Source organism: Chryseobacterium flavum (assembly GCF_003385595.1).
Taxonomy (GTDB): domain Bacteria; phylum Bacteroidota; class Bacteroidia; order Flavobacteriales; family Weeksellaceae; genus Chryseobacterium; species Chryseobacterium flavum.
The window spans coordinates 110,871-131,118 of sequence record NZ_QNUE01000006.1; the positions used below are offsets into that span (position 1 = coordinate 110,871).

The 20,248-nt window shown below is 36.4% G+C and carries 17 protein-coding genes and 1 pseudogene; 11 read left to right on the forward strand and 7 right to left on the reverse strand.

The window, feature by feature from the left end:
* Window positions 1-52 precede the first annotated feature (52 nt).
* The 3 genes from mqo to DRF59_RS09215 are packed head-to-tail and all read left to right on the forward strand — an operon-like array spanning window position 53 to window position 2,889.
* Entirely contained in the window at window positions 53-1,558 is a 1,506-nt protein-coding gene (gene mqo, locus DRF59_RS09205) for a malate dehydrogenase (quinone) (protein ID WP_115958962.1), read from the forward strand.
* A gap of 10 nt (window positions 1,559-1,568) precedes the next feature.
* A complete protein-coding gene (locus DRF59_RS09210; protein WP_241505513.1) occupies window positions 1,569-2,021 on the forward strand; it encodes a hypothetical protein in 453 nt (150 codons plus the stop codon).
* A 1-nt stretch (window position 2,022) separates the two neighbouring features.
* Window positions 2,023-2,889: an AadS family aminoglycoside 6-adenylyltransferase gene (locus DRF59_RS09215; RefSeq protein WP_115958964.1), complete on the forward strand. Its 867-nt coding sequence runs from the start codon at window positions 2,023-2,025 to the stop codon at window positions 2,887-2,889.
* Here the strand turns inward: DRF59_RS09215 and DRF59_RS09220 are convergent, their stop codons facing one another.
* Window positions 2,890-4,470 (reverse strand): GMC family oxidoreductase N-terminal domain-containing protein, encoded by a 1,581-nt coding sequence (locus DRF59_RS09220; RefSeq protein WP_115958966.1) that lies wholly within the window; start codon window positions 4,468-4,470, stop codon window positions 2,890-2,892.
* Between the two features lie 131 nt (window positions 4,471-4,601).
* Here DRF59_RS09220 and DRF59_RS09225 point away from each other — a divergent pair, with 131 nt between their 5' ends.
* The 4 genes and pseudogenes from DRF59_RS09225 (at window position 4,602) to DRF59_RS09240 (ending at window position 9,340) form a co-directional block, all read left to right on the forward strand.
* Complete coding sequence (locus DRF59_RS09225; protein ID WP_115958968.1) at window positions 4,602-5,216, forward strand: DUF1684 domain-containing protein; 615 nt, start codon at window positions 4,602-4,604, stop codon at window positions 5,214-5,216.
* Window positions 5,217-5,224: 8 nt separating this feature from the next.
* Window positions 5,225-5,698 (forward strand): GNAT family N-acetyltransferase, encoded by a 474-nt coding sequence (locus tag DRF59_RS09230; RefSeq protein WP_115958970.1) that lies wholly within the window; start codon window positions 5,225-5,227, stop codon window positions 5,696-5,698.
* A 73-nt stretch (window positions 5,699-5,771) separates the two neighbouring features.
* Complete coding sequence (locus tag DRF59_RS09235; protein WP_115958972.1) at window positions 5,772-6,581, forward strand: glucose 1-dehydrogenase; 810 nt, start codon at window positions 5,772-5,774, stop codon at window positions 6,579-6,581.
* Between the two features lie 89 nt (window positions 6,582-6,670).
* Window positions 6,671-9,340: pseudogene (locus tag DRF59_RS09240) on the forward strand (MGH1-like glycoside hydrolase domain-containing protein).
* Window positions 9,341-9,358: 18 nt separating this feature from the next.
* On the opposite strand, the gene recO reads toward DRF59_RS09240, so the two are convergent.
* From recO to DRF59_RS09260, 4 genes are read right to left on the reverse strand one after another with little or no spacing between them, the layout of a single operon-like run.
* The gene (recO, locus tag DRF59_RS09245; RefSeq protein WP_115958974.1) at window positions 9,359-10,045 is read right to left on the reverse strand and encodes a DNA repair protein RecO; all 687 of its coding nucleotides are present in this window, start codon (window positions 10,043-10,045) and stop codon (window positions 9,359-9,361) included.
* Window positions 10,045-12,297, reverse strand: coding sequence for a type IX secretion system anionic LPS delivery protein PorZ (gene porZ / locus DRF59_RS09250; RefSeq protein ID WP_185144912.1), 2,253 nt, complete (start codon window positions 12,295-12,297; stop codon window positions 10,045-10,047). The genes recO and porZ overlap by 1 nt, the downstream gene beginning before the upstream one ends.
* Window position 12,298: 1 nt before the next feature.
* Window positions 12,299-13,249, reverse strand: coding sequence for a bifunctional metallophosphatase/5'-nucleotidase (locus DRF59_RS09255; RefSeq protein ID WP_115958976.1), 951 nt, complete (start codon window positions 13,247-13,249; stop codon window positions 12,299-12,301).
* Window positions 13,249-14,007, reverse strand: coding sequence for a 5'-nucleotidase C-terminal domain-containing protein (locus DRF59_RS09260; protein WP_115958978.1), 759 nt, complete (start codon window positions 14,005-14,007; stop codon window positions 13,249-13,251). The genes DRF59_RS09255 and DRF59_RS09260 overlap by 1 nt, the downstream gene beginning before the upstream one ends.
* Window positions 14,008-14,114: 107 nt before the next feature.
* On the opposite strand from DRF59_RS09260, the gene dapA reads away from it, so the two are divergent.
* From dapA to DRF59_RS09280, 4 genes are all read left to right on the forward strand, one after another.
* Window positions 14,115-14,987, forward strand: a complete 873-nt coding sequence (gene dapA / locus DRF59_RS09265) for a 4-hydroxy-tetrahydrodipicolinate synthase (RefSeq protein ID WP_115958980.1) — start codon at window positions 14,115-14,117, stop codon at window positions 14,985-14,987.
* 82 nt (window positions 14,988-15,069) lie between these two features.
* Complete coding sequence (locus DRF59_RS09270) at window positions 15,070-15,573, forward strand: GNAT family N-acetyltransferase (RefSeq protein WP_115958982.1); 504 nt, start codon at window positions 15,070-15,072, stop codon at window positions 15,571-15,573.
* Between the two features lie 290 nt (window positions 15,574-15,863).
* Window positions 15,864-16,445 carry a helix-turn-helix domain-containing protein gene (locus tag DRF59_RS09275; RefSeq protein WP_115958984.1) on the forward strand — a complete coding sequence of 194 codons (582 nt, stop codon included), beginning with the start codon at window positions 15,864-15,866 and terminating at the stop codon, window positions 16,443-16,445.
* Window positions 16,438-16,884: a response regulator gene (locus tag DRF59_RS09280; RefSeq protein ID WP_115958986.1), complete on the forward strand. Its 447-nt coding sequence runs from the start codon at window positions 16,438-16,440 to the stop codon at window positions 16,882-16,884. Before DRF59_RS09275 ends, DRF59_RS09280 begins: the two co-directional genes overlap by 8 nt.
* A 590-nt stretch (window positions 16,885-17,474) precedes the next feature.
* Here the strand turns inward: DRF59_RS09280 and recG are convergent.
* Together recG and DRF59_RS09290 are read right to left on the reverse strand one after the other, a co-directional pair.
* Window positions 17,475-19,559: an ATP-dependent DNA helicase RecG gene (gene recG / locus DRF59_RS09285; RefSeq protein WP_115958988.1), complete on the reverse strand. Its 2,085-nt coding sequence runs from the start codon at window positions 19,557-19,559 to the stop codon at window positions 17,475-17,477.
* Window positions 19,560-19,674: 115 nt separating this feature from the next.
* On the reverse strand, window positions 19,675-20,208 hold the full coding sequence (locus DRF59_RS09290) for a thioredoxin family protein (protein ID WP_115958990.1): 534 nt from the start codon (window positions 20,206-20,208) through the stop codon (window positions 19,675-19,677).
* Window positions 20,209-20,248: the final 40 nt, after the last annotated feature.

The window sequence follows — 20,248 nt, forward strand, 5'->3', positions numbered from 1 at the left end:
CGCGTTTTTCTTTTTAAAACTTTTCCCGAAATTTGAAGTAAAATTTAAAATTATGTCACAATCGCTTACAAGCAGAACACCGAAACCTAAATACGACGTTGTACTGATAGGTGGCGGAATCATGAGCGCCACTTTAGCAACGCTGCTGCATGAATTTGATCCAAATCTTGAAATTGCCATCTTTGAAAGACTTGGGAGATTTGCCAAAGAAAGTACAGCAGCATGGAACAATGCCGGAACAGGGCACTCCGCTTTTTGTGAGCTAAACTACACCCCTGAAAAGCCAGACGGAACCATTGATATTACAAAAGCTGAAAGTATTGCTGAGCAGTTTGAGATCTCGAAACAATTCTGGGCGTATCTGGTTACAAAAGGATATATCCAGGAACCGAAAGATTTTATTAATTCCTGTCCGCATATGAGCCTGGTATTCGGTGAAAAAGACGCTGAATATCTGAAGAAACGTCATGATAAAATGACAGAATCCTCTCTTTTTTCAGGAATGGAGTTTTCTACCGATCATGATAAACTAAGGGAATGGATTCCATTGGTAATGAGTAAGAGAAATAAGTCTGAAGTTATGGCAGCAACGAAGATGGATATGGGAACGGATGTGAACTTCGGAACATTAACAAGAAAGATGGGAAGACATCTTCTTGAAGACTCTAATGTAGAGGTTTTTCTGTATCATGAAGTAAAAGATATAGACCCGAAAGAAAATGGAAAATGGGAAATGAAGGTAAAAGACAGAATCCATAATCACAAACAGCAGGTAGCTGCTGATTTTGTATTCATCGGGGCCGGAGGATATGCACTTCCGTTACTGGATAGCTCCGATATCAAAGAAAGTGAAGGATATGGTGGCTTCCCTGTTTCGGGACAATGGCTTGTAAGTCATAACCAGGACCTGGTCGAAAAACATCAGGCAAAAGTATATACCCAGGCTACAGTAGATGCTCCGCCGATGTCTGTACCTCACCTTGACCTTAGAATCATTGACGGTAAAAAAGCACTGCTTTTCGGACCTTTTGCCGGGTTTTCAACAAAATTCCTGAAAGAGGGAAGCTATCTTGATTTACCGGAAAGTGTAAATACTAAAAACCTGAGATCTTTATTCGGAGCCTGGTGGCACAACATCCCTCTTACAAAGTACCTTATTCAGCAGGTAGCAATGACAAAGTCTCAGAGAATGCAGCATCTAAGGGAATTTATTAAGGATGCGAAGGAAGAAGACTGGGAATTAAAAGTAGCAGGACAAAGGGTTCAGATCATTAAAAAAGACGAGAAAGAAGGCGGTAAGCTTGAATTTGGAACAGAAGTCGTTGTCAATAAAAGCGGTACCATTGCTTCTTTATTGGGAGCTTCGCCGGGAGCATCCACAGCAGTATATGCAATGTTAAATGTTCTTGAGAAATGCTTCCCTGAAAAACTTCATGGAGAGTGGAAAGAAAAACTGCTGGAAATGGTACCTTCTTACGGTAAGAAGCTTGCAGAACACCCTGAACTTACTGAAGAGATCAGAAATTATACAAAAGAAAAATTAGAATTAGAATATTAATATATAAGCAATGAGTAATATATTTTATTACTCATTGCTTCTTCTCAATATCATTAAAAGCGTGGAAGAAATAATTGTAAAACCGGTTATCGCAAAGGAACTTCTGGAATCTCTTCAGACTAAAATAGAAGAGGAGAAGCAGGTTATTGTCCACTGCTGTTTTCCTGCATCCCCGTTTTTAGGGAATCTGATCAGAATCTGGCATTCAACTTATCTTTTTGATAACCATTCTGATCACAGGAGCAAGCTTATTCACGCTGAAAATATTTCAATTTCACCCTATTGGACCCCTGTTCCTTTTATGCAGGACTTTTGGTTTACCCTTGTATTTTCGGGGCTGCCAAAAGATTGTAAAAGTTTCGATCTTAAAGAGGTAATTCCTGAGGAAGGTGGTTTTTTTGTAGAAGCTATCAAAAGAAACTCTTCTGATGTTTACCGTGTGAAAATATCAGAATCCTACTAGTATGAGAGCAAGAGAGGAAAAACTGAACCAGATCATTGACTGGGCTGAAAACAATCCCGATATACGGGCTGTTTTATTAACCAGTTCACTGGTAAATCCCTATGCTCCGGTAGATGACTTCAGTGATCTTGATGTAGAACTCGTTTTAGAAAGCAGAAAAGCTTACGAAGTCAACAATAGCTGGATCAGTATTTTCGGAGATCCTATATCCATGATTGAGGAAAGTGATACGGTCTTTGAAGGAAAACATGCCATGAAAATGGTTTTGTACAAAGATCATGTAAAAGTTGATTTTAAGCTTTATCAGGTATCAGAGTTCCTGGAAGATGTGAAAGAAAAAGTTCTTCCTGAAGACTGGGATCTTGGATATCAGGTGTTGGTTGATAAAGACGCTCTGACTGAAAATATGAAGCCTCCCACTTATCAGTCTGTTATGATTCATCCTCCTGAAGAACAAAAATTTCAGCAGTTGATCAATGATTTCTGGTGGGATACGACATATGTGGCAAAATGCCTTAAACGGGAAGATATTTTTTATGCTAAATTTATGTCCGAAAATGTATTGCGGACAGATTACCTGGTTCCTCTGATTGAATGGTATATTGCCGGTAATCATGACTGGAATATGATAACGACCAATAAGCACGGAAGGCTTTTTAAAAAATATTTGTCTGCAGGGATGTGGAATGAAGTGGAGTCTACATTTTCAGGGAGTAATATTGAAGAAAACTGGTCTGCCTTGTTTGCCTATGCAGATCTGGTTCATAAACTGGGGACATCTGTAGCTCAAAGACTGGATTTTACCTATCCTTTTAAGCTCGAGGAAGATATCCGGAATTATCTTTCTGAAGTAAGATCAATGCCTTGATCAGGTAAATTCATTCTGGCTGATCAGATTCTCCATGCAGTATTCTGCAATAGCGGTAATTGTAACAAAAGGGTTTACTCCAATTGTTCCCGGAATTAATGATCCATCCAGAACATACAGATTATCGTGTCCTTTCAGTTTACCATATTCATTAGTAGCTTCTCCCAATACACAGCCTCCGAGCGGATGATAACAGATGTCGGCTCCTAAACCATTATGAAACAGAAAGTGGCTTCTGGTACCACCATTTGCTTTATTCATTTTTCTAATAAAGAACCTGGCATTTTCTTTCATATTTGCCGTATTACTTTCATCCCAGTTTACCTTCAGAGACCGGCTATTGTGGTCAAAAGATACTTCTCCTTTTTTATCAACTCTGTTAATCAGCAGATATAAAGCTGTTGCAACATCCATTCCCATAGGTAATGGAGCAATTTCTGTGAAAAAAGGATGCTCATCATCATCCCAGTTATCAATTCCTCCTACCGGAATTGTTGATTGTTTTGAACCTGTGCCCCCGGTTAAAGGCCTGACCCAGTTTCTTCCGGTCATAAAGTTTCCGTTGTTTCCCCAATTTTTCCCGATTCGTTCGTTGAGAGGAAAATTATTAATGGCATTTGACTGCATTAACAGCTGTAAGGTTCCCATAGTTCCTGCTGCAAGAATAAGCTTTTTGCACCGGAAACTTTTGTCAGCGATTCTATTTCCCGAAGTGTCAGTTTGTTGTACATTTAATGTATAGCCTTTATCATCATTAAGCTTTATATGGTCAACCCTGTGAAGATCAAGAATCTCAAGATTTCCGGTGTCCATTGCTTTTTTCAGGTATGTCCTATCCAGGCTGTTTTTACCGTAATTATTTCCGTAAATGACCTCAGTATTGAGCGCTGAACGGGGAACTTCATTCCGGAATTCTCTTTCCATGTATTTAAAATCATAAACATTCGGAACCCGCATGGTTTTAAAACCTGCATTTTGTGCTTCAGCTTCTCCCACACGGGTAAATTTATAATAAGGACATTCTTTAAGAAATTGTTCGTCAATGACATTTACCTTTAATTCTTTGCGGACCAGAGGAAAATAATAATTGTAAAATTTTTCGGCATCAAGATCAGGAAAAACTTCTTTAAAATAACTTTCTTTCGGGGTAACCGCCATTCCTCCGTTAACAAGTGATCCTCCGCCGACACCTCTTCCTACCCAGATATTAATGTGATCAAAATCCAGTCGGTCAAGAGTTCCGGTAAAAGGAGTTAAAGAAAAAATATTCATAAAAGGAGCAATGCTTTTTTTCTTAAGCCACGCAGAACTTTTGCCGGGTTTAAGAAGATTGGAAAACGGAATTCCTGCTTTCTCCCAATTAAGTCCCATTTCCAGTAAAATCACTTTTTTTCCTGCTTCACAAAGACGCAATGCTGACACAGCTCCGCCATATCCACTGCCAATAATAACAACAGGTGCGTCAATCACTTCCCCGGGAAACGCAGTTTTCTTTTCTGCCGCCATAAAGAAATCAGGCTGAAAAAAATACACTGCTGAAATAGCTAGTGCACTTGTCTTAATAAATGTTTTCCTGTCCATGCGCTTTAATTTTCAAAAAGTATGCTACACAAACCGCTACTTATTTTATTTAAAATAGATTATACTTTTTATTATAATTTTAACTCTTTATACAATGAAAAATTCATAGTTTTACTTATAATTTAGGTTCTATGAAAAAATATATCCTGTTGTTTTTAATTATTCCAATGTGTTTCTTTTCTCAGAAAAAATCAAAGGAAGAAGCAGAAGTGGAAAAATTCCGGAAAGAACTTAACGCAGAATATCTAAACCCGAAAGAAACTCCCCTGCGGGATGATAATTTTAAGAATTTCAAAGGCCATCCTTTCTTTCCGTTTGATATCAAATACAGGATCACAGCTAAATTTATTAAGACAAAAGATGCCCAACCTTTTGATCTTCCCACCTCTTCAGGCAAAACCAAATCTTACAGAGAATATGGAAAAGCTACATTTGATCTGGATGAAAAATCATATACACTGACTTTATATCAAAGCCTGGATCTGATTAAACAAAAAAAATATAAAGACTATCTTTTCCTTCCATTCAGAGATGCTACCAATGAAAAAGAAACATATGGAGGGGGTAAATATATGGACCTGAAAATTCCGGAAGGGAATACCATCATATTGGATTTTAATAAATCTTATCAGCCTTATTGTGCTTATAATGCTTACGATTATAACTGTCCTATTGTTCCTCAGGAAAATAAACTTCCTGTAGAAATACGGGCGGGAGTCATGTATGAAGATATTTATCATCATTAAATCATAATATGGTAAGTCTTGAATTTTTTGATACAGCCGATCTTTCATCAATCTGTTATGTGCTGAATGATGAGCAGTCACAATTTACAGCTACAGCAGAAGAAGCCCTCCAGAGAATTAAAGAAAGGGAAGATCATGATGCTTTTCCGGTGACTATTCTGGAAGGCGAACAACCCGTTGGCTTCTTTGTGCTTGACTTTGGAAAAGATAAGTTTGAACTTACTGATAACGCTAACTCTGTTTTGATAAGGTCATTATCTGTAAATCCGTCCATGCAGGGAAAAGGTATTGGAATAGCTGCTATGCAGAAGGTAGATGATTTCATCAGAGAACATTTTAAGAGCTGTAATGAAATTGTCTTGGCTGTAAACCATAAAAATGAATCTGCCTATCATATTTATCTTAAATCGGGATATCTGCATGACGGAAAAACAAGAATAGGAAAAAGCGGACTTCAGTATCTGATGTACAAAAAGCTTTAAGAAAATTTTAAATTCAAAAATTGTTATCCTGCTGATTCTTTCCATAACTTTGAGTAACATCAAATTATAAAACATGGAAATATCACTTCATAATCAGGTGGCTGTAGTTACAGGTGCTTCCAGTGGAATTGGCTCAGGAATCGCAAAATCTTTAGCTTCAGCAGGGGCAACGGTTATTGTCAATCACTCTTCGGAAAGATCTATTGAAGAAGCCAAAGCTGTTTTGAAAGAGATCACAGATGCCGGGGGGCAGGGAATGATTTATCAATGTGATGTTTCTAAGGAGGATCAGGTGATCAGCATGTTTAGTGAGGTTATTGCTGAATGGGGAACAGTAGATATTCTTGTCAATAATGCAGGGATTCAGAAAGATGCCAGGATTACAGATATGACCCTTGATCAGTGGAACGCAGTAATCGGGGTCAATCTTACCGGGCAGTTTCTGTGTGCCAGGGAAGCTATTAAAGAATTTTTACGGAGGGGAATAGATCCTGCACGATCTATTGCCTGTGGTAAAATTATTCATATAAGTTCTGTTCATGAGATTATTCCCTGGGCAGGGCATGCCAACTATGCGGCAAGTAAAGGGGCTGTACGAATGCTGATGCAAACCCTGGCACAGGAATATGGAGCTGATAAAATCCGTGTCAATTCCATTTGTCCGGGAGCCATTCAGACTCCAATTAATCAAAATGCATGGAATACTCCGGAAGCACTCAGTGCTCTTCTTACTCTTATTCCTTATAACAGAATCGGACAACCGTTGGATATCGGGAATCTGGCTGTATTTCTTGCCAGTGATTTTGCTGATTATATCACAGGGGCGAGCATTTTCGTTGACGGGGGTATGACTACGTTTGAAAGCTTTTCAACAGGAGGATAGGATCACCAGGTTTTCATGCTGTAAAGAAAACTTAAAGCTGGTTATTGTCATTATAAATACATTTTACCATTGTATAAACAATCTCATCTATGTCAGAAAAACAAAGAATTCAGGATATTTCATGGAAGCAGTGGGGGCCTTATGTAAGTAACCGCGAATGGGGACTTGTGCGGGAAGATTACAGTGAAAATGGTGATGCCTGGAATTATACCGGTCATGATACAGCGGAAGCCAAAACATACCGTTGGGGAGAGGAAGGAATAGGAGGAATTTGCGATGATCTTCAAAGACTGGTTTTCTCTTTCGGGTTTTGGAACAGGAAGGATAAAATGATTAAGGAAAGATTCTTCGGACTCACCAATGGCCAGGGAAATCATGGTGAAGATGTAAAGGAGTATTTTTATTATCTGGATTCTACTCCCACGCATTCTTACATGAAGATGCTATATAAATATCCTCAAAATGCATTTCCTTATGATGACCTGATAAAAACCAATTCAGAGAGAAATAAAACAGAGCCGGAATATGAACTTATTGATACAGGCGTTTTTGATCATAATGAATACTTTGATATTTTTATTGAATATGCAAAAGAAAGTCAGAACGATATTTTGGTCAGGCTTACCATTGTCAATAAATCTGAAAAAGAAGCTTTCCTCATTATTTTGCCAACAGTTTGATTCCGTAATACCTGGAACTGGGGATATAATGATTACAAACCACAGCTGTATGCTGAAGAAGCGGACCGGATCAGAGCCAGCCATCAGGATCTTGAAATCAGAAATATATATGCCCGGCAATCTGCAAAGGTTCTGTTTTGCAATAATGAAACAAATAATGAGAGACTTTATAAAGCACCCAATGAGTCAAAATATTGTAAAGATGGAATCAACAATTTTGTGATAAACGGAAATTCTCAGGCAATAAATCCAAAAAATACAGGAACAAAAGCTTCTTTTTTTATTGATGAAGCTTTCAAAACCGGAGAAACTAAAGTATTTGAATTCAGAATTTCAGATAAAGAATTAAAAGATCCTTTCGGGGATTTTGATGCTGTTTTTAAAGTAAGTCATACTGAAGCAGATGAATTTTATGCAGATATTCAGAAAGGAATAGCTTCGGAAGATGAAAAGCTGGTACAGCGGCAGGCATTTGCAGGAATGTTGTGGAATAAAATGTTCTACCATTATAATGTTGAAAAATGGCTGAAAGGAGATCCTGCAGAAATACCACCTCCGAAATCCCGTGAAAAAATAAGAAATTATGACTGGAAGCATCTGAACAATGAACATATTATTTCGATGCCTGATAAATGGGAGTACCCATGGTATGCAACCTGGGACCTGGCCTTTCATACCATTAGTTTTTCGTTGATTGACCCGGATTTTGCCAAACACCAGCTGAAATTATTTCTGTTCGAATGGTATATGCATCCGAATGGCCAGCTTCCTGCTTATGAATGGAATCTTAGTGATGTAAACCCTCCCGTACATGCCTGGGCAGTTTTCAGAGTGTTTAAAATTGATGAATATTTAAGAAGTAAGCCGGATCTTGAATTTCTGGAAAGCGCATTTCAGAAACTACTGATGAACTTTACCTGGTGGGTCAATAAAAAAGACAGCAACGGAAATAATATTTTTGAAGGAGGCTTTCTGGGACTTGATAATATAGGGATTTTTGACAGGAATTCAGTACTGCCCAATGGAGAACAGCTTGAACAGTCGGACGGAACAAGCTGGATGGCAATGTTCGCTCTCAATATGATGAGAATTGCTTTGGAACTGGCTCTGTATAATAAAGTATATGAGGAACTGGCGATAAAGTTTTTTGAACATTTTCTGGCTATTGCCAATTCACTGGATAATATGGGAGATGAAAAATTCAGTCTCTGGGATGAGGAAGATGAGTTTTTCTATGATGCCATTGCTTCCAGTGACGGAACTCATATGTATTTAAGATTCCGAACAATCGTGGGTTTGATCCCTATGTTTGCCGTAGAGGTCATAGATGATGAAATGATTGAAAATCTTCCTGACTTTAAGAAAAGAATGGAATGGGTGCTGAATAATAAGCCTGAACTTGCTGCTTTGGTTTCCAGATGGCAGGTAAAGGGGCAGGACTCCAAGCATCTTCTGTCTTTACTGCGTGGGCACCGCTTAAAAAGGCTTTTAAAAAGGATGTTGAATCCTGAAGAATTTTTAAGTGATTATGGAGTACGTGCTTTATCAAAAGAATATGAACAGATGCCATACACTTTGAATCTGAATGAAACAGAATATTCGGTACACTATACACCTGCTGAAAGTGACAGCGGGCTTTTCGGAGGAAACAGCAACTGGCGTGGACCTATCTGGTTTCCTATTAATTTTCTCATTATTGAAAGCCTCCAGCGGTTTTTCTTTTATTATAGTCCCGACTTTTTAGTTGAATATCCCACCGGAAGCGGAAATTATTCTAACCTGGACCAGATTGCAGATTCGTTAAGTAAGAGACTTTCCAGGATATTTTTAAAAGATGAGAATGGAAAACGGCCTGTAAACGGACAGTATGAAAGATTCCAGACTGATCCGGACTTTAAAGACTATATTTTATTTTACGAATACTTTCATGGGGATAACGGCCGGGGAGTAGGAGCTTCCCATCAGACAGGCTGGACCGGATTGATTGCAAAAATTTTACAGCCGAGATTTTCAAGGAAAGAAATGGCCAAGTCAGAAACAGAGATCTCTGCGAATAGTGATAATAATAAAGAAATCTGATCTTTTATTATGGTGTTTTTATTCAAATATCTGTTGGATAATTTCCAATGATGCAGGTATTTTAAAATCAGTGATATGATAGTGATAATAGACCAGGAGACTATCAAGAAAATCTTTTCTCAGCGAGGGATGAACTTTGGTTGTATAAAAATTTTCGGTGGTAAGGGCTGTTTTCCATACCGCAGAAATCTCTTCACTGAAGAGCTGATGAGTTAAACCTGCTGAAAACGTTCCTGTTTCCGGATCTAAAAAATTTCCTTCAGTGAGTAATGGAGCAACTCCCTGAATTTTTAAAATGGCCAGTAAAAAAAGAAGATGTGACTGATAGTTTTTATGGATCAGTTCCTCAATGAATTCATCAATACTGAGGAAGATACCGGGGTTTTTATTTTCATATTTAAGGATCTGGTTCAGAAAATCAGCAATAAAAAAAATGACCGTATTAGCTTTAATATCAGTATAAATATCGTTGTTTTTTACCAATTCAAATTTTGAAACCAAAGGAATGCCATTACCTCTTGCAGGATTTATAGAGAAATTGAGTCTGTTCAATGGTTGGAGCAGGGCTTTCTTTTTGTTTTTTTTAGAATAAATCCCTTTCAGGAAGAAAGCCTGAAAACCCTCTTCTTCTGTAAAACAATGCAGAACCGCATCATTTTCCCCATATTTAATAAATGAAAGTAAAAATCCGTTTTGTGAATTCATTAATTGACCACCCCTATTTTAGCTGTAGCTTTATCAGAACCGTCTTCGTTGGTCATCAATACAAAGTAAATGCCTGATGCTACTCTGGTCCCTTTCTGATTATTTAGGTCCCACTCATAATATCCTCCTCTGGCAACAGCTGAGTGCACTACATTTCCTGCAGCATCTACAATTCTTATATTGGTTTTTTCTGCTAATCCCTTTATGGTAACTTTTCCTTTGAAATTAGAATAAACTACCGGATTCGGATATACCAGTACATCTCCGAAATTAGAATTTACATCTGCAACATCTCCCTGATAGGTTACAATTCCATTATAAGTAACAAAATATACTTTACCTGTTTTTTTATCCACTTTTATATCTGTGATACTATTGGTGGGTAAAGGCGAATTTTCTTTTGTAAAATGCTTTATTGTTTTTTGTCCGTCGGAAGATAAATAATATACACCACCCCCTTCTACAGAAACCCATTTGTAATTTCCGCCATCCACTTCTATCTGTAAAATATGGGAATCTCTGAAAAGTTCTTCAGCGAGTCCGTTTTGTTCAATAACAATAGGAGAGGCTGTAGGAGCCGGGGTCTTTATTTCGGTGGCAGCATTAGGAAGAATTCTTAAACCATTATCAGTACCAATCCAGGCATCTCCTGATTTATCAAAAGCCACAGATAATGTTCCTTCTCCTCCCAGCCCATTGGATTCCTTTAGCATATAATCTGTATCATCAGAAATATTATCAGCCGTTTTATATTCATTTACCCAAAAGTTATTTGTTCTGGGCAAAGGGATCCACAGCATATTTTCATGAAGAATTGGCTTCTGAACTCCTGAACTTGCAAAATTGTATTTTTTAACCACAAAATCGTCGGCTCCTTTATCATAGATTCCTATGGAAGGACTGCCGCTGTCTGTAAATCCGACCGATACAAAAAGATTATTTTGGGCATCGGTGGCAAAACCTACAGGCCGGCGGTAGTATGGTTCTGCTCCCAGATTATAGTATTTTACGAATTCATAATCTTTGCTTCCTGCATTATACTTCATTTTATAAACTCCATTATCAAACATCGTGTAGTTGGTAAAAAACACTTCATTATTATTGGTAGGGTTGAATACCGCATCCAAAACATTGGTCTGTCTGGCATTATTGATAAAGAATGAAGGATAAACCCACTCAGTACCGGTGAAATAATAAAAACCAGGTTTCTTTGGGTTGTCAACCGGGAAATTATAGATGTCTGCTCTGGCCCCGGTGGAAACCAACAACTGATTATTGTCGTATAAATTTAATTTGTAAGCAAAATTAAAATAGGGGCCTGAAGGTTTATAAGTATTGTTGCTTTCATCTTTTATTCCGGAGAATACAGTTCCGCCAAGCACTTTTCCTCCGGCCATGATAGCGGTATTGCAGGATTCCCCAAGGCTTACTGCCCCTAAAGAAATACCATTGGTACCGAATGTATATATTCTGTTATCTGTTACTACAATATTGGTGGAGGTTACAACAACATCCTTAATACCGGCAAAACTTGCCGGAAGTGGAGTGGGGGTACCATTATTATACAAAAATGCTGAGGTAGCAGATGAAAATACCAGTTCAGTTTCCGCATCTATATTATTGAATGCTCCGGGAACTTCTGTAGTCCATGTAGCATATACCGGAAAAGTATTGTTGATTTCATGACTTTTCAGCCCGGTGTTGGTAACCGAGTATATTTTATTTCCAAAAATAGTTGCTTCATTACTGGCTTCATATACACCTGCACTGATGAAGAATGCGGAATCGCCGAATTCTTTTTTCTTCAGGTTAAAGATGGATACTCCATAACCTACAGAAATAACAGCCTGGTCACCTGTTATTGAGATGTGATTCACCTTCTTATTGCCGTTATAACCTGTTGCAATAGGAATATCAACAATATATTTGATTTCATCGGGAGTAATTACATCCATTGATCCGTCTGCATATCCGATAAGACCTGTTTTTGTCTGTGCATTATAATCAAAAGCAGTTATTCCAACATTATGCAGTCCGTTGGCTTTGGACAGTTTTGTGATCTCTCCGCTTGCTATGGTATAATAGAATATTCCGTTTTCTGTTGCGGCTATTATTTTTCCATTGTCTTCCTTCATAGCCAGAACATTATTGTAGGAAAAAAGATCCGCCCATTTTTTTGATGAAATGACCTGAGCTTTTGTAAGTTGCAGGGATGCTAAAATACCAAGAGAAATTAAAGAGAGTTTTTTCATATTACACGGTTATGCTGCTGTCAATTACCTGGTTGTTCCAGGAGATATGCTGTACGTTTTTATTGATATCGAAGTGAAAATCTATTCTGCCTAAAAGAAGACCGGCCCAGCCTACCTGGTTAACCAATACGTTTTTACCCTGTCTGTTGGTATATGTCTGAGGTTCCGGAAGAAAAGTATGGGTATGTCCGCCCAGAATAATATCAATGTTCTCTGTTCGGGCGGCCAGAATTTTGTCACTTATTTTATTAGGCTCGTCTCTATAGTCATACCCGATATGGGAAAGGCAGATGACAAGATCGCATTTTAAGTCATTTTTAAGGAGATTTGAGTAGTGTTGTGCTACATCTACCGGATCAGAATATACCGTTTCTCCATACTGCTTTTTACCTACAAGACCTTCCAGTTGAATTCCAACTCCGAAAATACCTACTTTGATTCCGTCTTTATTAAAAATTTTGTATTGGGAAGTCTTTCCGTCCAGAACGGTATTTTTAAAATCGTAATTGGAACAGATGAATGGAAATTTTGCATTTGGAAGAACTTTTAAGAATCCATCCAATCCATTGTCGAAATCATGATTTCCCATGGTAGAAGCATCATATTTCATCATAGACATTAATTTGAACTCCAGCTCTCCTCCAAAAAAGTTAAAATAAGGAGTTCCCTGAAAGATATCTCCTGAATCAAGAAGCAGAACATTGCTTTCCTGATTTCTGATTTGCTGAATCAAGCTTGCTCTTCTTGCAAAGCCTCCCTGATCAGGGTTTTTTGTGTAACTTGAATCAAAAGGTTCTATTCTGCTATGCTGATCATTAGTATGGAGAATAGTAAGTTTATGGGCATACTTTAATCCTGGAATAGCTAATTCCTCTGCCTTCATCATGCCGGGAGCTAAAGCCATTGCTAAAGTACCGCCGCCAATTGCTTTTAAAAAACTTTTTCTATCCATTATTTCTTCCCGATAAAATTTAAACGAACATCTGAGCCTACTACAACTTCAGGAGATTTTTTAAAATAATCAATAAATAAATCTCTCATTTTAATTCCTGTAGCAATGGTTTCTCCTTTGGCAAAAAATTTCATATTGTCCCCACCCAGTGCAAGATAGTCTGAAGTGGCAATATAATAATCTTTAGCCGGATCTACTGTTTTTCCGTTGATTAAAGATTTGATTACCTGTCCGTTATTTGTTTCAATATATAAATGAGAAACAGGATTGTTGACCTGTGTTTTTGCATAATATTCAAACAGATCCTGTAAATCTGCTCCTTTCATTTTTACAATCACCACTTCATTTTCAAAAGGCATAACTTCAAAAACATTTTTCAGCATGATATCACCTTTCGCGATTGTTGTACGGATCCCCCCGATATTGATTAATGCGGCATCCACATTCTTCTTAAGGTTTGTTTTTGCCCATTCGTTTCCACCTTCAAATGTATAATCTGCTAAAAGATTACCCAGATTGCTATTGTCTCCCTGCTTGGTAAGATCTACACTTGTGTGAGAGATTTTCTGGTTCATTTCTTTGTCCAGTTTCAGCTTATAGGGCTCAATCACTTTTACAAACTCCTCATCATTTTTTAGTTCGTTATTAATAGAAATATTTTTCCGGGTCTGTACATTTGCAATTTGCAGCGGGGAAGCTGTTTTGCAGGCCGTAAGTGACACCAAAGCAATTCCTAGTAACAAGAATTTATTTTTCATAATATCTTTTAGTATATGCAAATATAACCATATGAATAATAAAACATTATTATTTGTTACAAATTCTTATTGTAAATTATTAAATTTGACAAAAATAATTCGAACAGATGAGCATTTTAAAAGGAGTAGGTGTTGCATTGGTAACACCCTTTAATGAAGATTTATCCGTTGACTTCGACAGTTTAACAAAACTTGTTGAATATAATATTGAAAACGGAACCAATTACTTAGTAGTATTGGGAACTACAGCGGAAGCTGCTACACTTTCTGCTGAGGAAAAGAAACAGGTAATTGAGCATATCATTAAGGTAAATAATAAACGTCTTCCGTTAGTATTGGGGATAGGCGGTAACAATACTCTTGAAGTCAAGAAACAGATAGAAGAAGCTGATCTTTCTGCGTTTGAAGCTGTACTTTCTGTTTCGCCATATTATAACAAACCTAACCAGGAGGGACTTTATCAGCATTACAAGGCTTTAGCTTCAACCGGGAAAAATATTATTATTTATAATGTCCCTTCAAGGACAGGACAAAATATTGAAGCTGATACAACAATCCGTATTGCAAAAGAATTTCCGAATTTATTTATGATTAAGGAAGCAGCACCAAATATTCTTCAGTATTTTGATATCTTAAGAAAAAAGCCTGAAGGCTTTTCACTGGTTTCCGGAGATGATGAATTTACACTTCCTGTAACCCTTGCTGGAGGAAATGGAGTTATTTCTGTAATAGGACAGGGGTATCCGAAAGAGTTTTCTACCATGGTGCAGCTTGCTTTTGAAGGTAAAGTAAAAGAAGCTTATGAAATTCATAATAAACTTGTAGAAATTACCCGTTTGATTTTTGCTGAAGGAAACCCTTGCGGAATTAAAGTGGTATTGGCTGAAAAAGGGATTATCAAGAATTATCTGAGACTTCCCTTAGTTCAGGCTTCAGAAGGTCTTTACTCTAAGATTAAAGCTGAAATGAATAACATTTAAGCTATTCAGGATAAATATAATCAAAACATAAAGGTGAAAAGTTGCGGCTTTTCACTTTTTTTAATTACAATTCAATTAAGTTATGATATTAAAAGAAGCTACAGAAAAAGATATTCCCCTTATTCAGGAGCTTGCGGGAAGGTCCTGGAAAAGTGCATATGCAGACATACTTTCAGAAGAGCAAATGAAATATATGCTTTCAGAAATGTATTCCCAATCTGAAATTGAGAGCCAACTGAGAAATCACAATTATCATTATTTTTTGATTCAGGATGAAGATAGCGGTTCTTTTGAGGGCTTTATTGGTTACGAGCATCATTACAGCGATAAAACCACCAAACTGCACCGGATTTACCTGGTTCCTGAAAGCAAGGGAAAAGGATTTGGAAAAAAAGCGCTGCAATTTCTCAATGAAAAAGTAAAAGAGAATGAAGATAGCAGAATTATTCTGAATGTTAATAAACATAACACAGCCAGACAATTCTATGAATCCCAGGGTTACAGCGTTTATGATGAAGGCGTATTTGATATAGGCAATGGTTTTGTAATGGATGACTATTTGATGGAGTTTCTAATTCACAAGTAATTGACTTAAAATTTTGTAACTTTATCTTGTAATTCTATAACAAGTGATTTCTTTTTTTGAGTCATCTTTGTTACAGAACCAAATCACTTATAATAATACATTCATATGCTTGGTTTTGAGCTGATCCAGCTTTTTATCAGTATATTTTTTTCATCCTTAGTGTTTAAATTCCTGTATTCAACAATACAGGAGTTTTTTTTATAATATTATGTTAAAAAAATACTTTCTATTTCACATTTACTTGAAATAAATTATTATATTTACTAAAAATTTGACTTATTTCTACTAGGATGAAAATGTATGTAAAATTTGATTTCAATGCCCTCTGCAAGAAGGTGTTGGACGAAAAGCTTAAAGAGCACGGACTGAAGTACAGGCTTCTGAACTTTGGAGAAGTGGAGTTTTATGAGCCTTTCACTCAGGAACAGCACAATCTTTTTAAGAAAAATCTGGGTGATTATGGTATTGAAATTATAGAAAGCCAGAAAACGGCTTTGGTTCAGAAAATAAAAGATACTATTGTAGAACTTGTTTTTTCAGATGAGATAATCCCGGTAAAAGCTTCTATTTATATTGCAGAGAAACTGAATCACAGTTATGGATATCTTTCTAACCTGTTCTCTGAAGTTGCTTATACCTCTATCGAAAATTTTATAATTCTGCAAAAAATTGAGCATGCAAAAGCATTAATTATACGGAATAAACAAAGTCTCACAGAGATTGCACATAAGCTAAATTATTCCAGTGTGGCCCATTTGAGCACCCAATTTAAAAATACTACGGGAATTACCCCATCCCAGTTTCAAAAAATAGTCGGAAAACGAAGAAGAGCTCAAAGTACGGCTACAAATCATAAAATGCAGTATGAATAAAGAATTTCTGAACGTAATAGTAGCAGATAATGATGAGAATACATTAATTTTTTTTAAGAATATATTTAAAGAGCTAAAAACTTCAATAAAAGTTCAGTGCTTTAATAATACAAAAGAGGTTATGACGTATTTGAACAATGACGAAACATTTATCCCTGAAATTGTATTTTTGAAATATAACATCTCCGGCAAAAGCAGTATAAGTTGTATTGAAGAAATCAGAACAGATATAAAATTCAATAATATGGTTACTGTTATATACTCTGAAAGCATTCCGGAAAATGAAATAGAAGAAGTTTTTGTAAAAGGCGGTAATATTTGCATGAAAAAACCCGAAACTTTTGAAGGGCTCAAAAAAGTGCTTACAGAAGTGATTACAGTAAATTGGCAATATCATACTTCCGGTTTAAACAAAGAAAATTTTATCCTTAAAATATGATGTATAATATTTTTCATCCCATCTCTTTTTAAGAGGAGGAGATCTTTTATTATATTGTATTCACATATAAGTGAAAATTTTATAACTAATGATTGAAATAATATAAAAATATTCTCAATTAATATGCTGACTTTTGTAAGTATAAAATCAGTGACACAAATTTGATATAAATAGAAAGATACAAATGAATGAAAAGTAGTTGTTTCTGTAAACAAGTATCATATAAATCACGATGTTAACAAAATGAATTATATTAATTTCCAATTAGAAAGCATAGAAGATCTTTAAACAAAACGGTACAATCATGAAAACTCGAAAGTAGTTGGAGGCATTTTTATTCGTTTCATTCCCTCGTCTCCAATCTAAATCAGTTAGTTTTTATAATAAGCAAGTTGGAAAAATAATTCATTTTGTTTTTATAATTTATTTTAATAGTTGCGGTTTTAACCATTCAGATAAGATATAAATATTTCACACCACATTACAAAATATTAAGCCTAAACTATTAAAATAAATTTTTAAAGTGGAAAGTAATTTCTTCTAAATAACAGTTTTATAAGGAGACCGCAGAAAAATTTTCTGCGGTTTTTTTATGAAATTTTACTCCATTTATTTTTTCCTTTATAATATCTGAGATAGTAATTTTTAATAATGAGATTGTCTGGTCTTGTTAACATGGGATCGGCTTCCAGAATCTTTTCTACTGTATTTTTGGTCGTTTTAATAATAGCAGAATCATTAATCAGGTCTAACCTTTTAAAATCTACAACACCACTTTGCTGGGTACCCAGAATATCTCCGGGGCCGCGAAGCTGCATATCAACCTCAGAGATTTTAAAACCATCATTAGTCTCTGTCATTGTCCGTACCCGTGTTCTGCTTTCTTTGGATAACTTGTCAGAAGTCATAAGAATACAGTAGCTTTGTTCTGCTCCCCTTCCTACTCGCCCTCTTAGCTGATGAAGTTGTGAAAGTCCAAATCTTTCGGCACTTTCAATAACCATTACCGATGCATTGGGAACATTTACCCCGACTTCAATTACTGTTGTTGCAACCATGATTTCTGCTTTTCCGGAAGCAAAATAATTCATCGCGGTATCCTTTTCATCTGGCTTCATTTTTCCATGCAGCATAGTGACATTATATTCTGAAAAAAAGTCCATGACATGTTCGAGTCCTTCCATCAGATTCTTATAATCCAAGGTTTCAGACTCTTCTATGAGAGGATATACAAAATAAACCTGTCTGCCTTTCTTGATTTCATCTTTGCAGAAATTATAGACATACAACCGGTCTTTTTCCCGTCTGTGGGCAGTGATAATAGGCTTTCTTCCGACCGGCATTTCATCAATCACTGAGACGTCAAGATCAGAATAAAAACTCATAGCCAGTGTCCTTGGAATAGGAGTTGCTGTCATGACGAGAATATGGGGAGGTATTTTATTTTTTGCCCAAAGCTTGGCCCTTTGTGCTACACCAAATCTATGCTGTTCATCAATAATAGCAAGCCCAAGGCTCTTAAATTTAACCTTATCTTCCAAAACAGCATGGGTACCCACCAAAATTGAGAGCATTCCATTTTCAAGTTCTTCATGAATGATTTTTCTTTCGGATGCTTTTGTGGAGCCTGTTAAAAGCCTGACATTAATGTCTGTTTCCCGTAACAACTCTTTGATTCCATTGTAATGCTGTTGTGCAAGGATTTCAGTTGGAGCCATCATACAACTCTGAAAACCATTATCCATTGCTATAAGCATCGTCAGTAATCCCACCATTGTTTTTCCGGAGCCTACATCTCCCTGTAAAAGCCTGTTCATCTGGATGGGTTTCTTCATATCCATGCGGATCTCCCTTAACACCTTTTTCTGAGCATTGGTAAGATCAAAAGGCAGATGATTTTCATAAAAGTTATTGAAATGATCACCTATAATAGGAAAGGGGTTTCCATATGACTGGGTTTTATGGTGTAGCTTTTTCAAACCATATCCTAATTGGAAAAAAAAAGATTCTTCAAACTTTAACCTGTAATCAGCTTTTTCAAAGTACTCCATATCTTTTGGGAAATGCACGTTGAGAAAAGCGTGTTGCCTGGAAATAAACCCAAAGGTTTTCATCAGATATTCAGGGAAATTTTCCTCAATAAGATTAGGAATTTCCTTACATACATTTCTTAATATATTTTGGAAAAATTTTTGTCCCAGACCTCTTTTAGTAAGTTTTTCGGAACTAGGATAAATTGGTTTCAGGCGGGTATCACTTTCTTTGTTTTCTTCAGCTTCTATTTCGGGATGTGGCATAGAAAACTGACGGTTGAATACATTGATTTTTCCAAAGATATATACTTCACGATTAACAGGAATCTGTTCTTTCAGCCATTTAGAATATTGAAACCAAACCAGATCCATACTTCCGGTATGATCATTAAATTTGGCTGAGAGTCTTTTCGTTTTGCCGGTCTGAATTTCCTGCACCTGTGTGATTTTTCCTTTAAGCTGTATATCCAGATTACTTTCCTGCAACTGGGAGACCGTATATACTTTACTTTTGTCCAGATAACGGATCGGGTAGAAGTTCAGAAGATCTTCTACAGTAGAGAGCCCCAAAACATTTTTAATGAGTTTGGCTCTTTCCGGACCTATTCCTTTCACGTATTCTATGGGAGTATCTAAAGTCATTTCAAAAATGACCCCTAATTTCGGTAAAATAGATGAATTTTGAAATTTTTAGTACAAAAATATTGAAGAGGAAATATAAAAAAGACTTTCAGATTCTGAAAGTCTTTGATTTATGCTAATCTTTGATTTTAGATTTAAATTTTTTCTGGTAATCTTCCCATTGCTCTCTGGTTTTGATCTTTTTAAAGAGATCCTTTGATATTAATTCCAGATAAGGTTCCAGCTCTCTGGCAGACAATTCTCCCTGTAAGATTGTAATCGGATCACCATGATCATCCAGAAAAACCGTACTAGGCACTGCCCCTACATTCATATACTGAGTGAATTCGTGAAGGGAGTTTCTTCCTTTTTTATGCTCTGTATTAGGGTTTGAAAACTTTCTTCCAAAGATCTCGATGCTGTTTTTTTCTTCTGCATTAAACTTTACGGGGTAGTAGCTTTCATTTAAGATCTGGGCAATTACAGGATGCCCATAGGTTTTTTTATCCATAATCTTGCATGGTCCGCACCAGTCTGCATAAAAGTCAATAAGGATTTTTCTAGGATGTTCTTTCTGGGCTTTTAAAGCTTCTTCAATGGTCATCCACTTTATCTGTGCAAAACTTAAACTGAATAATAATAAAAGTATTATGCTTAAACTTTTCTTCATAATGTGATATTTGTGTAAAAATAAGCATAATAACTTATTT

Bases quoted from the DNA above. Each gene is read 5' to 3' on its own strand.
- DRF59_RS09225 (WP_115958968.1), top strand. From the start codon at position 4,602: ATGAAAAAATATATCCTGTTGTTTTTAATTATTCCAATGTGTTTCTTT.
- DRF59_RS09275 (WP_115958984.1), top strand. From the start codon at position 15,864: ATGAAAATGTATGTAAAATTTGATTTCAATGCCCTCTGCAAGAAGGTG.
- DRF59_RS09280 (WP_115958986.1), top strand. From the start codon at position 16,438: ATGAATAAAGAATTTCTGAACGTAATAGTAGCAGATAATGATGAGAAT.
- dapA (WP_115958980.1), top strand. From the start codon at position 14,115: ATGAGCATTTTAAAAGGAGTAGGTGTTGCATTGGTAACACCCTTTAAT.
- mqo (WP_115958962.1), top strand. From the start codon at position 53: ATGTCACAATCGCTTACAAGCAGAACACCGAAACCTAAATACGACGTT.
- DRF59_RS09215 (WP_115958964.1), top strand. From the start codon at position 2,023: ATGAGAGCAAGAGAGGAAAAACTGAACCAGATCATTGACTGGGCTGAA.
- DRF59_RS09220 (WP_115958966.1), bottom strand. From the start codon at position 4,470: ATGGACAGGAAAACATTTATTAAGACAAGTGCACTAGCTATTTCAGCA.
- recG (WP_115958988.1), bottom strand. From the start codon at position 19,559: ATGACTTTAGATACTCCCATAGAATACGTGAAAGGAATAGGTCCGGAA.
- DRF59_RS09230 (WP_115958970.1), top strand. From the start codon at position 5,225: ATGGTAAGTCTTGAATTTTTTGATACAGCCGATCTTTCATCAATCTGT.
- DRF59_RS09210 (WP_241505513.1), top strand. From the start codon at position 1,569: ATGAGTAATATATTTTATTACTCATTGCTTCTTCTCAATATCATTAAA.
- DRF59_RS09255 (WP_115958976.1), bottom strand. From the start codon at position 13,249: ATGGATAGAAAAAGTTTTTTAAAAGCAATTGGCGGCGGTACTTTAGCA.
- recO (WP_115958974.1), bottom strand. From the start codon at position 10,045: ATGAATTCACAAAACGGATTTTTACTTTCATTTATTAAATATGGGGAA.
- porZ (WP_185144912.1), bottom strand. From the start codon at position 12,297: ATGAAAAAACTCTCTTTAATTTCTCTTGGTATTTTAGCATCCCTGCAA.
- DRF59_RS09270 (WP_115958982.1), top strand. From the start codon at position 15,070: ATGATATTAAAAGAAGCTACAGAAAAAGATATTCCCCTTATTCAGGAG.
- DRF59_RS09290 (WP_115958990.1), bottom strand. From the start codon at position 20,208: ATGAAGAAAAGTTTAAGCATAATACTTTTATTATTATTCAGTTTAAGT.
- DRF59_RS09260 (WP_115958978.1), bottom strand. From the start codon at position 14,007: ATGAAAAATAAATTCTTGTTACTAGGAATTGCTTTGGTGTCACTTACG.
- DRF59_RS09235 (WP_115958972.1), top strand. From the start codon at position 5,772: ATGGAAATATCACTTCATAATCAGGTGGCTGTAGTTACAGGTGCTTCC.